At 49.5% G+C, this 14,940-nt stretch carries 8 protein-coding genes; 3 read left to right on the top strand and 5 right to left on the bottom strand.

Annotated elements, in window-relative coordinates; genetic code table 11:
• From HMPREF0673_RS10205 to HMPREF0673_RS10190, 4 genes are all read right to left on the bottom strand, one after another.
• On the bottom strand, window positions 1-2,548 hold a 2,548-nt coding region (locus HMPREF0673_RS10205), incomplete at its 3' end, for a hybrid sensor histidine kinase/response regulator (protein ID WP_007901829.1).
• Between the two features lie 162 nt (window positions 2,549-2,710).
• Window positions 2,711-2,992, bottom strand: a complete 282-nt coding sequence (locus tag HMPREF0673_RS10200) for a hypothetical protein (RefSeq protein WP_007901827.1) — start codon at window positions 2,990-2,992, stop codon at window positions 2,711-2,713.
• A 245-nt stretch (window positions 2,993-3,237) separates the two neighbouring features.
• The gene (locus HMPREF0673_RS10195; RefSeq protein WP_007901826.1) at window positions 3,238-5,406 is read right to left on the bottom strand and encodes a S8 family peptidase; all 2,169 of its coding nucleotides are present in this window, start codon (window positions 5,404-5,406) and stop codon (window positions 3,238-3,240) included.
• A 32-nt stretch (window positions 5,407-5,438) separates the two neighbouring features.
• A complete protein-coding gene (locus tag HMPREF0673_RS10190; RefSeq protein WP_007901824.1) occupies window positions 5,439-7,316 on the bottom strand; it encodes an Omp28-related outer membrane protein in 1,878 nt (625 codons plus the stop codon).
• Window positions 7,317-7,657: 341 nt separating this feature from the next.
• On the opposite strand from HMPREF0673_RS10190, the gene HMPREF0673_RS10185 reads away from it, so the two are divergent.
• Together HMPREF0673_RS10185 and HMPREF0673_RS10180 are read left to right on the top strand one after the other, a co-directional pair.
• Window positions 7,658-9,451: a hypothetical protein gene (locus HMPREF0673_RS10185; RefSeq protein ID WP_007901823.1), complete on the top strand. Its 1,794-nt coding sequence runs from the start codon at window positions 7,658-7,660 to the stop codon at window positions 9,449-9,451.
• A gap of 85 nt (window positions 9,452-9,536) precedes the next feature.
• Complete coding sequence (locus HMPREF0673_RS10180; protein WP_007901822.1) at window positions 9,537-12,728, top strand: T9SS type A sorting domain-containing protein; 3,192 nt, start codon at window positions 9,537-9,539, stop codon at window positions 12,726-12,728.
• A 314-nt stretch (window positions 12,729-13,042) separates the two neighbouring features.
• On the opposite strand, the gene mscL is transcribed toward HMPREF0673_RS10180, so the two are convergent.
• Window positions 13,043-13,480: a large-conductance mechanosensitive channel protein MscL gene (mscL, locus tag HMPREF0673_RS10175; RefSeq protein WP_007901820.1), complete on the bottom strand. Its 438-nt coding sequence runs from the start codon at window positions 13,478-13,480 to the stop codon at window positions 13,043-13,045.
• A 318-nt stretch (window positions 13,481-13,798) separates the two neighbouring features.
• On the opposite strand from mscL, the gene gap reads away from it, so the two are divergent.
• Complete coding sequence (gap, locus tag HMPREF0673_RS10170; protein WP_007901818.1) at window positions 13,799-14,827, top strand: type I glyceraldehyde-3-phosphate dehydrogenase; 1,029 nt, start codon at window positions 13,799-13,801, stop codon at window positions 14,825-14,827.
• Window positions 14,828-14,940: the final 113 nt, after the last annotated feature.

The raw sequence follows: 14,940 nt of genomic DNA, 5'->3' as shown, positions 1-14,940 counted from the left end.
GGTGCACTTGAGACAAGTGCACCCCCTGGAGGGGCGCGAGCCATTCGTTCTTGCCTGGTTCGAGCATTTCGAGCAGTGGCATCGCTTTGTGTACCGCTTTCGCAATGCGCTCCGGGTCTGAACCGTCGCCAATCATCTCTAAATATTCCTCTATCGACTTGCGTATGTCGCCTATGATTTGTCGCTCTGCTTCAGGGTCACCATCGGTGAAGGGGAGGAGGGCGGTTCGGAGTTTTGAGTTTTGAATTTTGAGTTTTGAATTATTCTCGGCTTCGCCTGCGGTTTTGAGTTTTGAATTATTCTCGGCTTCGCCTGCGGTTTTGAGTTTTGAATTCTCGGATACTCTTACTGCTACGCCCGTGAGTTGGCAGATTGTGGCGGCGAGTGTCTGCACCGAGAACGGCTTGAACAGACAGGCATCGAAGCCGTCGCTGCGTAGCTGTGGCATGATGCTCTGCTCGTGCGCTGTCATCGCCACGAACTTCGTAGTGCATGATCGTTGCTGAACCTCGGCGTTATTGCGTATGCGTCGCATAATCTCGCTGCCGTTCATCTCCGGCATCTCTATGTCGGTGAACACGATGTTGGGAGCCGACTTCGTGGCAATGGCTATTGCCTCGCTGGCGTGTATGGTCGTGGTGGTGTTGAAGCTGATGCCCTCGATGCGTTGCAGCATCTCCGTGAGGAGCTGACCCTGCAGGCGGTCGTCGTCTACTATCACCACGGAGATCGTGGGTTGAGATGTTGAGGTGTTGAGGTGTTGAGATTTGCCTTTAGTGGGTGCACTTGTTGCTTTGTTGGTGCACTTGTTGCTTTGTTGGTGCACTTCTTGCTCTGGCAAGCGGCTGAAGCCGAGCGGAGACAAGTGCACCCCCTGATTGGTGACAATCTTCACGGGCAGACTCACGGTGAATGTCGACCCCTTACCCTTTGCCGACTGCACGTTTATTTCGCCTCCGAGCAGCGTCACAATCTCGCGCGTGATGGTCAGTCCGAGTCCCACGCCCTCCTTGCCTTGTGCGCCAGGCAGACGTGTGAAAGCGTTGAACACCGTTTGCAGTTCGCTGGGTGTCATGCCGCAGCCCGTGTCCTTCACGCTTATGCTGAGTTGTCGGTTTGCGATGTTCACGCCGACACGTACCTCGCCCTTGTCGGTGTATTTGATGGCGTTGCCCACAAGGTTATTCACAATCTGTTTGATTCGGAATGCGTCCGATCGGCAGAGCATCGACTCCGTCACCAGCACATCAGTTGCCAACTTCAGCTTCTTTTCCATAGCCTGCGGCTGCATCTGCGCCACACACTCGCTGATGAGCACAGCCGGTGCGAAGCTCACCTCGTGGCGTTCCGCTTTGCCGCTCTCCAGCTTGTGATAGTCGAGCAGTGCCGACACTAATTGCAGCAGATGTTTCGCCGAGCCCGATATGTTCTGCAGATATCCCACCGCCTTCGGTTGGTCGACATATTCGCTGAGCAAGTCGATGAAGCCGGCTATAGACGCAGCCGGAGCCTTAATGTCATGCGTTATGGTGAGCAGCAGCCGCTCACGCTGCTGCATGATGCGCTCCGTTTCCGCTTTCGCCTCGATGATGCGCTGGCGGTCGCGGCGTTCGCGCTTTATGTCGCGCAGGATGTACACCACGAGTATCGCTGCCGAGAGGATGGCAAGCAGACCCAACACCGCTATCCTCACAATCATTGCACGCCGCGAACTCATCGCTTTGCCCACAACACGCTGCAGTGCGTTGTGCTCATCGCTCTGTATATCCTCAATCAGTAGCCATGTGCGCTTCGTCAGCTGAATACTTACTCGCTGCAACTGTCTGTTGCGCGAACTGATGGCATTCTGCTTCCTGTCGCTTGCGCGTTGTTGCTCGCTGTGTATCTCCGCGAGTACGTTAGCTACAGAGTCGGCAATGTTCAGACGGTGGTTGATGGTGGCGGTAGACGGCTGATGCGTCAGTCGGGTGGTGCTCACGGTGTCGGTGTGCTGCTTGCGGAAGGCATCGCCTAAGCGTCGGAAGAAGCCACGCTTCGTCTTCACTACCTCATACACCGTCTCGTGTTGTTCGTGGCGTTCCTTCGTCTGCGGACTGATAACTATAGAGTCGCGTCCGCTATGCAGTGCCTCTAACTTGTTGTTGTAGTAGATATCGCGGCAGTCGTTGTTCAGTTCCTTCATAACGAGCAGCGTGTTTTCGCGTTTCGCCTTTAGCAGCGTAATGAGTGAGTCGAGTCGTTGCTGCTTCAGCGTGTCCATAAGCAGTGGGCGCAACCTCATGGCGTTGGCAGCCGAACTGTTAAGAGCCTCGTCGAAGCGCTGCCACTTGCCGGCATCGCCGAGCAGCACAGAGCGTTCGGCATTGGCGGTCTCGAGCATCGTGAACACGAGCGAGTCGACAATGTCGCGGCGAGCCATCAGCCGCTCCGATGCCTCGTTGACGGCAGACAACGAACGTGTGTTGTCGTAAACCATCCATGTGGCTGACACCAACACGACGGCGAGCAAGGCGTATCCTACAAGTATTTTTATTCTGGTGCTGAACATATATGTGCTGTAATATCTTATTCTTATATATTATAACGCAAAATCTCTTATTTTATTTTACGAAAAAAGCCTGCACCATTCTTGTTCGCACAAGAACGATGCAGGCTAAAAAAGGATTTAGTGTTGTTTTATGTCTGAAATCATTACCTTCTCTTCTCTTCTTTACACTACAGCCGGTGCCTCTGTACCTGTTGTATCAGTGTCGGTAGAGTCAGAGAGCACTACGCTTGAGAAGAGCTGTGCGGCAGGGTCGACAGAGTCGGTAGAGTCAGAGAACATTGCTTCTGTCTGCTGGTCGTCTACCACCGGAGTGTCGGGAGTCTCCACAACGGTTGTGTCGACCGGCATTCCCAAACCAAGCTCTGCCTTAGAGCTACCTGCAAATACGTTGCTTACTGATACTGTTACGAAAGCTGCGAGAGCTACAAAAACTAACTTCTTCATATGCTTTAAATTTTAAATTGTTAATATTGCGTTTATCTGTGGAACTCTGCTTCGAACTGTTGTTCGTTGCGTCGTTCACTAAATAAAATGCAATCGGTGTGCCAGAAAAAGTGTGGTTTTGCGTAAGTGGTTGAATATCAGTTGTTACTGTTTGTTTAGGTGCGTTGGCATGGTTTGATAAAATGTAGAAAAGTGTGGAACAGTTGTAGAACTATTCTACACTTTTATGTAGACAATGTATGCGATTATTGCAAGACAAACTTGAAGGTCTTCGTAGCAGAAGTAGTCTTTACGCTGAGCAGATACACGCCCTTAGCCAACTGCGGCATAGGGATGGATAGTGTCTCGCCGGCACAGCGGTTGCCGAGCTCTTTGGTGAAGACCATGCTGCCAGTCATGCTTGTGAGGCTCAGCGTAGCCTTCGTATTGCGTGCGAAGCCCAAGAGGATGTTGCCGTCGGTGATGCGTACCGTACCGTCGAACGGCATGTCAATACGCTCGCATCCCGCCGTCTGCTTCTCGATGCACTGGCGCAGTCCGTCGAGCGCATTAATCTTGCCGTATCCCCAGTTGCTGTCGGGTGCCGTAGTGGTAAAGTTGTCCTTGCGAGCCGTAGCCTGCACAATCTCGTGCAGCTGTTCGGGCGTGAGTTGCGGATAAGCCTGCAGCCATGTAGCCACGATGCCTGCCACGAACGGCGATGCCATCGATGTGCCCTGCATGTAGCCATATTGGTTGTAGCGACCGAAGTTCTCGTTGTACTCAGCGTACATCAGATTGCCAGATGCGTCGTTGTTCGATACCGCCGAGATTATGAAGCAACCAGGCGCAGTGATGTTCGGCTTCATGCGTCCGTCGACTGTTGGTCCGTAGCTCGAGAACGAGCTGAGGTCGCCTATGGTTTCCTGCAGCGTAGCCTGTTGTCCGCTGTTCGTGGTGTACTCGTTGCGCGTGGTGTACGAGCCGACGGTGAGGATGCGCTTGCCCGTTCCGCCAATCTCGCAGAGCGTAGACGAAGCGGCGTCGGGAGCCGAGAAACCCTCCATGTCGCGCGACTCCAGTGCGAGGTACGTGTTGTCCGACCAGATGTTCACTCTGCCCGCAGTCTTCGGCGTGATGGTGAGTGCTATGGCGTAGTTGTTGCGGATGCCGGTGAGTGCGGATGTGAGCACCACGTGCGGTTTGCTGTTGAGCGGACTAACCTCCGATGCCACCTTCCATGTACCCGTGGCGTACTTGCCGAACGATGTCTCCGTCAGTCCCTCGGCAGGGTAGACCGTAGTCGATACTGCATCCTTCTTGTTTACCGTGCTGAAGGCTGCGATGTCTACGGTGAAGTCGGTGCCCTTCTCGCCCCATATCTCTATTGTGCCGCCCGAGACAGAGTTGGACGGCGCAACTTTGTATTTCGCGAATGTGCGCAGCGGAGCGTCAGCTGTAGAGGCGAATGTATGGTCGATGTGGAACGCGTCGGTGCGGTGGTTGCCGGCTGCACCCACGATGAGACGGCCAGGTCCCTGCATGGCATCGGTCATGGTGTCGAACGTCGAAGTGCCGTCGTGCGGTCCGTCCTGATTGCCCAAACTGAGGTTCACGACGCACGGCTTGCCCACCTCGTCGGCATAGTCGAAGATGTACTGCACGGCGTTGCTGATGTCGGCGTTGGTGCTCTCGTTGAGGTCGAGTGCCACGAGCACGATGTCCGCATCGGGCGCGTTGCCCACGTAAGCCCCCTCCTTGTATGCGTCGCTGCCGGCAGCAATGGCTGCCACGTGCGTGCCGTGCGAGTTGGTGTCGCTGTCGCCCTGCGCCTTCTCAATCAGCTCTGGTGTGTTCAGTTCGATGCCGTAGCCGTACTTCGTTGGTGCAGTAGCACCGTCGAGCGTTTGGGTGCCTTGCTCCCAAACACGTTTTATGCGCAACTGTCCGTCGTCTGGACGACGGAACGCAGCGTGCATGTAGTCGAAGCCGGCATCAACCACGCCCACCACTACGCCCTCGCCGGTGTAAGCCTGCGGCAGCGAGGTGCCCTTGAGTATCTGGTCGGTGCCAGCCTCCTGGCGTGCGAGGTTGAGCATTTGGCTTGCGCCCGATGTCAGCTGTATGTACTCTACACCCTCCTGCTTAGCCAACTGCTGAAGCGCGTCGATTGAGAGGCGCACCGTTGCGGTGTTGGCGTGCAGAGCAACCGGTGTCAGCCCCAGTGCCTGCCACGATGTGCGTGCAGGGTCGATGGTTACGTATAGAGTCTTGAGATTTGAGTTCTGGGCTTTGAGCTTTGAGTGGTGCGCCTTCTGCTCGTTTGTGTTTGAAAGTGCTACGGCAGTACGTGGCGACAAGGATGCTTGCGCCCACATGGAGGTGGGCGCGAGCAACATAGATGCACCTATTATATATATGTATGGCTTGCGCATGATACACCTTGTTTTATTATGTGTAATACGGTCTATCTAACCAGTATCTTCTTTGTGGTCTGCTTGCTACCAGCTACAACCTTTACGATGTACACACCCTTGGCAAGAGCGGCGTTCTCCACCTGCGCACCTGCGAGGTTATATACTGACAGACGGCTGTAGTCGCCCTCTACGCACACCTTGCCATTATTTACGAAGATGTTCAGAGTCTGCTCTGCTTCGGGCTCGTTGATGGCTGTAGTTACATTGAAACCACCCTGCTTGTACGATTCGCCGAGACGTGCCTTGCAGCAGTTGTAGATAGTATGCTTGGTGTTGTCGTTCTGGTCGAACGAACCCATATAGGCTACTACACTCATGTCCTCAAGCACAGCCTTGATGTTGTTCTTAGTCTCGTCGGTATAATAGCTTGAGTGAATCTGCTTGGGTATAGTGATGGTCTTCTCCCATGTGAACATCTGTCCAGCCTTCACGTCATTCACGCGCATACCCCATGCATTGCCTGTCACCGTTCCGCGGAATGTGTGGTTGTGAGTATAGTTTTCTCCAGCATTTGTTTGTGATGCAATTATGCCGTCCTGCACGAGGAAGAGGTTGAATACAGACTGCTTTGAAGGCGCATCGGTGTGTGCCAGTATCTGCACCTTAACTTTCAGCTCGCGTGTGCTCTCGTTCAATTTTGTTTCGAGGTTGAACGAGACGTACGGCTTTGTTGTCGCTGCATTATAGATTGTAGAGAGAACATTGTTTGTAGATGTCGCTTGTACGATTGGTGATGAACTAATATTGGCGTAAGTGTGGCGGTTTACCATAGCTGCAGGAGCGAACGTACCTCCACTTCCTGGGTAGAAGAACAGGTAATTAATGTCTTCTTGCATCGTGAATATGTCGGGGTCGTAGCCACTGTGGTGGGCTACTTCAATGATGTCTTGTTTTGAAGTCTTGATGGCATCTGCGATATTCAGATGACCTCTAAAGCATTGTGAACAGGTCTGACTTGTGAATGATTCGAGCAGCAGTGAACGCTCCATGTTCTTCGGATAGAAGAAAAGTGACGCAGTAAGGCTGTTGTCGGAAGTGTCACCCTCCTTGTTAGCTCCGTTCACGTTGGCTATAGTGACGTTGATGTCTCGCTTGCCCTCTTTGCTTGTGTCTAAGTCTGTGAGGTCGAAGCTGTAGCCCTCCTTCGGCTCGATGTTGAGGTCGGCGAAGTGTTTTGTGGTTGTCTTGCCATCAACATCAATGATGGCATCGAAACTGTTGATTGTGGTTGTGCCTGTGTTGACGAAGCATGGCGTGAGTTTACATTCTTCGCCAGCTTTATAATATCCGTCAAATTTGCTGCGACCTACGATTACGTCGGTGTAGTCGTCCGCATTCTCCGCATTAACGAAGATGAGCGCGCTACCACGGTCCATGCCGTAGGTGTCAACCCATGTGCCATTGTTGTATGCAAAGTTGCAGCCCTCGATGTCGTACGATTTGTCCGATATGAGAAGGTTGTATGTTGTGCCAATTTCAGCTGTGTAGCCGATGTACAGACACTCCTCTTCGCCAGTGATAGTGTATGGCTTGTCGAGTGTCCATTTTACCTTTGTGAGTGATCTCTTTACCTCCAGTGTACCCTCGGCAATCGGTGTGCCTGTGAGTGTGGTGGCGAGGAATACGTTTATTTTGTTGTCTGTCGTATTCTTGCTGCCTACTACAAACTCTGCAAAGTCGATTGTCTTGCCCTTAAGAGCTTGCAACTTGGCGTGGCTGAAGCGTATTGCTTGGCCCTGCTTATGGCTGCTGCCGAGGCGGAATGTGTTCAATTTATCAATGTCGTCTTTCGAGTAGCCAATGTTTGTGGCGTTGATGCTTCCTGCGAAAATCAGTAGGGAAGCGATACTGAGTAAGATTTTTCTCATGTTATATATTTTTGTTTATTATTTATTTGTTAGTTACGTTATTTTTAAAAAGTGGGTGGTAAAAGTATTATATTATAGGTGTCGTACCACTTATTGCTTGCAAATGTACGGTTTTTTTCAAATATACGCAACAATTTCGTAGAAAATAGATATAAATAGTCTTGGCTTTGAAAAATTAATATTATCTTTGCAATAAGATAGGCTGCACCTCAGCATAACATTCAAGCAAGCTTGATGTTCTGCATTCGGTTTGCACAATCTTTGCACGTAGTAGACAAGTGGACATATCAATTCGTCAACTTGTCAACGAAATAATTAATAATCAATAAAAACACAGTATTATGGAAAGACGTTTACTTTATTCGGTTGCAGCCTTGGCGATGATGCTTGGCTCGTCAACACAGTCTTTTGCACAGAACGTAGAAACCCAGAATCGCTTCTTGGTAAAGTCGGTTACGCTTGGTAGTCAGATGGGTGATGTGCCCGAAGATCTTGACTCGAAGCGCGAGTATTATTACTACAACACCGACAACAAGCTGGTAGGCAGTTCAACCTTTGGTCGTAAATATACCGACGAAGGCTATTCTGACGAGTTCTCGTTGACCAACATCATTAAGTCTGTCTTTGATGCTGATGGCAAGATGACAAACAAGGACTCGTATCAGTGGGGCGACTATGATGACGGCGATTTCGCTTTCCATAAGACATACAACTGCGAGAGCTATACCTACGATGCTCAGGGCAGACTGGCTACCGACACCACATCAATGCGCATCAACAAGTACACATACAACGATGACGGTACGTTGGCTAAGGTTACATCTTACAGCAAGCAGACAAAGAAACTTGCACAGGAGATAACCTATAGTTACGAAGAGGGTAGAGCTACTCATTATTCTTCTACCGGAAAGTACTATGAGTTTGAAGCCGACCTGAAATACGATGCCGACGGCAATAAGATAGAAGAATATCAGTACACCGTGTCGGGTGAAGTGAAGAAGCCAAAGCAGCGCGAGGTATGGACATACACCGACGGCGTGCTCACGCTTCATATGAAGTATCGCTACGATAGTAAAGGTACTGAAATACCAGATACGAAGACCGAGTATGTGCCGGTGGGTGGAAATATGAACCTTATGGATGTCAGCGAATACTCTTATAATGCCACTAAGGAGCAATGGAACAAATGGGGTCTTACCGTGCGGAATACTTATCGCAACTTCAGCGGATTGAAGGACGCTACATCAATGATGCTGCTCTCGGCAACACCCGACAAGACACTCAATAATACCATTAACCTTCAGTTTACCACTCCGCAGGCAGGACTCGTACACGGTTGCAAGTTTGTTGTCTATCGCGACTGTGTGGCTCTCGATACTCTCGAACTTGCTGACGTTATGAACCCTGCAACCAAGCAGTGCACATATCAGGACAAGGAACTGAAGAATAGCACGTACACCTATTTCGTTCAGCCGTTGTTCGCTTTAACAAACGGCGAGATAGCAAATCCTACTGCCGACTCAGAGTGGGTGGGCTACTACAGCACAACACCGATGGACGTGAATGTGGCTCTCGCAAAGGAACTTCCTGCCGTTACTGATCTTAAGTTTGTAAGTGGTGAAGTGAAGAGAATTGGTTCTATTGTGAGTCAGAGGGTTGAATACTACGCCAACCTTGAATGGAAGAACCCGGAAAATCTTGAAGAACTTGGTTTCGTAAAGAATAGCCTGGCTTTCGTAGGTAAAGGCTTGGCAGACGTAGAGACAAAGGATCCGACAGTGAATACTGCAAAGGTGCAGATTATGGACGATGAGGTAGAGCTTTATGTTATCACAAGCTATAAATACGGCAAGGCTTACTCTAACTCCATCACCGTGAAGATTACAGATATTGAGGTCCCTGACGGAGTGGACGCTGTGTCTGTAGACGGTGCAGTGAAGGCTACCTTCGCACATGATCTTGTTCAGCTCAGCGAGGCTGCAAACGTGTCCGTTTACTCAGCTGCTGGCGCAAAGGTGTATGCTAAGCAGAACGTACGTAGCGTAAACCTCGCACAGCTTCCTGCTTCTATATATATAATATGTATAGAGAAGGGAGGCAAGCAGAACCTCTACAAGTACAATGTGAAGAGATAAAAACTCATATTTTGAAACCAAAGGGAGCGCGCCTCTAAACTTGGTGCGCTCCCTTCACTATGAATATAACCATAATAAACAATAAATGAAAACAAAAGCATTACTTGCATCGCTACTCTTCAGTGGCGCAGCGTTCGCGCAGACCGCACCATTCGTGATGGTCACACCCTCCGACTATAACATTATGTCAGCCTCACCTAATGGTAAGTGGGCTTGTGGCATGTACTACGATGCCAGCAATGAAGCATACGGCTTCCGTTGGAACCTTGAGAGCGGTGAGATTGATCTGCTCAACCCCTCGTCGCCATCGCAAGCGTATGGCGTTTCTAACGATGGTATCGTAGTAGGTGTGTACACCGACAATAGCTTCAAGAAGAACGGAGCGTCGATACAGCTCGCCGGCTATTGGAGCAACGACCGCTGGAATCGCCTTGAGATGCCGTCCGACGCAGTAAACAGCAGTGGCGCAGCTGGCATATCGCCCGACGGACATTATATCACTGGTAACGTGGCTGTAGGCAGCAACTACTCGGGTTATGTGTGGAAGGACGGTAAGATATTCCGCCAGTTGAAAGATAACAAGAAAATAGCAATGCCTTACGCTATATCGCCTGACGGACAATACGTGACCGGATGGATTATGAACAAGAACCGCCAGGCTTGTTTCTGGGGACCCGACGGCAACTTCACAACACTCTCCGACCAGCAGTCGCCGTTCTGCGTGGGCAAGAAGTTCTCGCCCGATGGCAAAAAATTGCTTTACTTCGGCGGTTGGCAGACCGACGAAGAGGCAGGCGGAGCAGACAAGATACACGGAGCATGGGCAATCTACGACATGGAGACGGGCAGGAAGACGGCAATACTTCCGGCAGGTACTAAGGATGACCTCGACTTCTTTGACATTAGCAACCATGGCACTGTAATGTGTGAGGACAACAATTTGGGTTATATATACCAAAACGGAAAAGGCACATTCGCATACAAGTATCTGAAGGAGAAAGGTGTGAACCTCGCCGACTATCATGTTTTCGTCAATCCAGACTCGCCGAAGGATTCGGACGGCGAAACCCTTTACAACGTGACACGCGCCACATCTGTGTCGGTAAACGACCATATCATGGGCTTCCTCTTCTACAACGATAACAAGGATTCGGACGGCAACTACGCTATTTCGTCGCAGTCGATGATTGTGAAGTTCGGCAGTCCGCTCTTCTCGGCTATGCCTCCAGTAAGCGTGAAGGCACAGCAGATGTCTGGACTCAACTCTGTGAAGATTACATGGAAGCCGAACGTTGCAGCTACAGGTATTACTGGCTATAAGGTGTATCGTGACGGAGACAAAGTAAGCAACGACATTGTTACGGCAGAAGGATTTGTAGATGCTGGTGTGCCGGTAGGCGAACACAAGTATCAGGTTACGGCAGTGTACGGCGATGTTGAGTCGGCTGACAGCGAGACAGCTACCGTTACCGTGCAAGCACAGAAAGTCTCTAAGCCGACAGGCTTCTTTGCGCAGCAGCACGGCTACAATTCTGTTTTCTTGGAGTGGAACAACCCAGCTACCAACTTCGGACAGCTCACCTACTTCGCTCCAGACGATGCACAGCTTGAGACCTTTGGGCTGTCGTACGCTAACCTCAGCTACGAGACAGCCATTGCTTTTGATGCAGTAACACTTAGTGCATACAAGGGACAGAAGCTCACCTCCGTAGGCTTCTATCCGATGGAGGCTCAGGGTGGCTGGAAGATTAATCTCTACACCCGTGACGCAGCTGGCAAGCTTCAGAAGTTCTACACACAGCCCGTGACGCAGCAGCTGAACTATGGCGAGCGCAATGTCGTTACGCTCACAACACCGCAGGACGTGCCAGCAAACGATCTGCTCGTATCTGTAGAGGTGGCTGTGACAACAGCATCGAAGCGCATCTCGGCTCTCGACAATGTTCATGCAGTGAGGGGTAAGTCTGACCTGCTGCGCGTTACTACCGATGACGACTTTGAATCGATTGGCGACATCATGGAGGCAGAAAATGTCCTCTATGCCGCTTCATGGGCTATTGATGCTACTGTAGCACCGGTGGGTGCCGACCTCACGAAAGACAACGTGGCAAGCTATAATATATATGTAGACGGCAAGAAGGTCGGTTCGTCTGACGCGAAGACATTCACCGTTGCTTCGGTGGAGAAGGGTTCACATGCGCTTGGTGTGAGTGCTGTATATGCAAACAGCGTTGAGTCGGAGCAGACCATCGTTCAGCTCGACGTGACACCCGACGACAGTCAGCTTCAGGCTGTAAGTGGAGTGGAAGTAGCTCCCGTTTCGGCTTCGGCTGTAAAGGCTACATGGCAGCAGCCGCTCGACCGCGATGTCGTTAAAGTGCAGTATTGCTCAGGTTCGCCATCAAGCCAGAGCGTCACCGCACCAGCCGACAACAACTACGGCTTGATGGTTGGCGCGGTATATCCGTCGAAGACATTCCGTGGGCGCACAGGCTACGTGATGAAGAAGGCGCGTTTCTATCCGCTTACAGATGCAACATACACCATATACGTGTATAAGGATGACGAGATAATCAACGAGACAGCAGTGGAGGACTACACTGTGGGTAAGTGGAACGAAGTGGAACTTTCAGCACCTATCGTGGTAGAGAACGGAGCTTCTTATCGCTTGGCTGTCGACTGCTACGATGTTACGCCGGACAAGCCTGCTATCGCTTTGGATAAAAATGCGCCGATGGAAGGCTACTCGGATATCTATACGCTTGATGGCGAGTCGTGGAGTTCGATCACATCTACTGGTGTCTCTGCCAACTGGATGATTGGTCTTGTACTCGAGACTGCGCAGCCTAAAGTACTGCCTATCGATGGTTACGATGTCTATATCGACAATGCGAAGAAGAATACGGAGAAAGTGGCTGAGACAACATTCACTCACGACTTCGGAACTGATGACAAGCAGCAGCACACCATCCGCGTTGACGTTTACTATACAGTGAAGTCGAAGAGCGTGAAAGGTGGCGTGACCAAGTTCCTCATCGCAGTTGCTGGCATCAACGAGAACACTGTAGGACGTATCGAAATGCGCCAGGGTGAGAACGAACTCACCGTGACTGGCGAGAACGTAGAGTCGGTGGAACTCGTGTCGGCTGCTGGAGCTGTAGTGGCAAAGGCAAATGGCGACACCGTTTCGCTCAACGGCGTACCTGCAGGCATATATGTGGTGAAGGCTGTTGTGGCGGGTGAGACCGTGACACGCAAGGTTATGCTCACTAAGTAGTAAAAATAGTACTCACTGAATAATTGTTTTTAAGCAGTTTAATCACTATTTTCGTACACTTATGCTATAATTGAAGACGTTTGTGCCCATATCGACAAAAGTGGGGTTGTGTATTGCGTAATTTATGATTAATTTTGCATCGACAACAATAGAGTCAAACTTAGATTTGACCAACACAAACTCTTCTATATATATAAACAAAAAGAACGCTGGCAAGTAATGTCTTGTCAGCGTTCTTTTATGCTTTTAAGATAAGCGATGCGTGTTGTAACGTATTGTTTGTCAGTGCGTTTTTTTATCTTTGGTACGTTGGTTTATCTCTTTTCTTTTAATAAGTCGCGAATCTCTGTGAGAAGCAACTCTTCCTTGGTTGGTTTCGGCTCTTCAGGTGTGGGTTCTGGCTTAATATCCTCTTCCTTCTTCTTTAGGTTTGCCAGTTTGTTTATGCCCTTCACGAGGAGGAACACGCAGAAGGCGATAATGGTGAAGTCGATGATGGTTTGTATGAATGCACCGTAATTGATGGTAGCAGGTTTCATCGTTTCCATTCCGAGATCTACTGCAGGCAGCTCAAACTTCAAGTCGCTGAAGTTGACACCACCGATGAGCCATCCGATAGGAGGCATGATGATATCATTAACGATAGAAGTAACAATTTTTCCGAATGCACCGCCGATAATCACACCTACAGCCATATCAACCGCATTACCCTTTACGGCGAATGCCTTGAACTCATTTAGTATTTTTCCCATAGTTTCTGTTTGTTAATTGTTTAATTCCTAATGTCCGATTGTATGTTTCTTGTTTCTAACTATCTTATTTTGCAAAGTGTATATAGCAAACTGCGCTTATTATATATAATGTATATAGCCCAGTGAAATTATATAGCGATTTTTTAAATAATTTAATACCTCTATTGGCTGCAAAATTAGAAAATAATTATTAACTTTGCGCTCGATAAAGAAAAAAATGCTCAAAAGTATTGCTTTTTGAATGTTTCAGTTCATTGGCAAGTACAGTGGAGCTTGAAAGTAAGATTTATTTTCAACCATTAATTAAAATATTAAAAAATGACAAAAGTTGCTATTAACGGCTTCGGCCGTATCGGTCGTCTGGCTTTCCGTCAGATGTTTGAGGCAGAGGGTTATGAGGTGGTTGCTATCAACGACCTTACATCTCCAAAAATGTTGGCTCACCTTCTTAAGTATGATACAGCTCAGGGTGGCTTCGCTGGCAAGTTCGGTGAGGGCAAGCACACTGTAGAGGCAACAGACAACTCTATCATCGTTGATGGTAAGGAAATCACTATCTATGCTAAGCCAAACGCTGCTGAGCTTCCTTGGGGCGAGCTTGGTGTTGACGTAGTACTCGAGTGCACAGGTTTCTACACATCAAAGGAGAAGGCTTCTGCTCACATCGCAGCAGGTGCTAAGAAGGTTGTTATCTCTGCTCCTGCTGGTAACGATCTCCCAACTATCGTTTACAACACAAACCACAAGACTTTGACTCCAGCCGACACAGTTATTTCTGCAGCTTCTTGTACAACTAACTGCTTGGCTCCTATGGCTTACGCTTTGAACAAGTATGCAGCTATCCAGTCAGGTATCATGTCTACTATCCACGCTTATACAGGTGACCAGATGATTCTTGACGGTCCTCAGCGCAAGGGCGACCTCCGTCGTTCACGTGCAGGTGCTCAGAACATCGTTCCTAACTCTACTGGTGCTGCTAAGGCTATCGGTTTGGTTATCCCTGAGTTGAATGGTAAGTTGATCGGTTCTGCACAGCGTGTTCCAACTCCAACAGGTTCTACAACTATCCTCGTTGCTGTTGTTAAGGGTAAGGACGTAACTGTAGAGGGTATCAACGCTGCTATGAAGGCTGCTTCTAACGAGAGCTTCGGTTACAACGATGAGCAGATCGTTTCTTCTGATATCATCGGTATGCGTTTCGGTTCACTCTTCGATGCTACTCAGACAATGGTTAGCAAGATCGACGAGGATACATATCAGGTACAGGTAGTTTCTTGGTACGACAATGAGAACTCTTATACTTCTCAGATGGTTCGTACTATCAAGTACCTCGCTGAGTTGAAATAATTCGTTGACTCGATTTACGACAACATATATAAGCCTGGCATTGTAAAATGCCAGGCTTTTTGTATCAATACCCCTCCAGAAACCTCATTTATGGGTTCCTAACTCCATTTCTT

The sequence above is a fragment of the Leyella stercorea DSM 18206 genome (assembly GCF_000235885.1).
Lineage (GTDB): Bacteria > Bacteroidota > Bacteroidia > Bacteroidales > Bacteroidaceae > Prevotella > Prevotella stercorea.
Note: the sequence above shows the minus strand (reverse complement) of the source record. Positions and strands in the feature narration are given on the sequence as shown.

Bases quoted from the DNA above. Each gene is read 5' to 3' on its own strand.
- HMPREF0673_RS10200 (WP_007901827.1), bottom strand. From the start codon at position 2,992: ATGAAGAAGTTAGTTTTTGTAGCTCTCGCAGCTTTCGTAACAGTATCA.
- HMPREF0673_RS10195 (WP_007901826.1), bottom strand. From the start codon at position 5,406: ATGCGCAAGCCATACATATATATAATAGGTGCATCTATGTTGCTCGCG.
- HMPREF0673_RS10190 (WP_007901824.1), bottom strand. From the start codon at position 7,316: ATGAGAAAAATCTTACTCAGTATCGCTTCCCTACTGATTTTCGCAGGA.
- HMPREF0673_RS10185 (WP_007901823.1), top strand. From the start codon at position 7,658: ATGGAAAGACGTTTACTTTATTCGGTTGCAGCCTTGGCGATGATGCTT.
- HMPREF0673_RS10180 (WP_007901822.1), top strand. From the start codon at position 9,537: ATGAAAACAAAAGCATTACTTGCATCGCTACTCTTCAGTGGCGCAGCG.
- mscL (WP_007901820.1), bottom strand. From the start codon at position 13,480: ATGGGAAAAATACTAAATGAGTTCAAGGCATTCGCCGTAAAGGGTAAT.
- gap (WP_007901818.1), top strand. From the start codon at position 13,799: ATGACAAAAGTTGCTATTAACGGCTTCGGCCGTATCGGTCGTCTGGCT.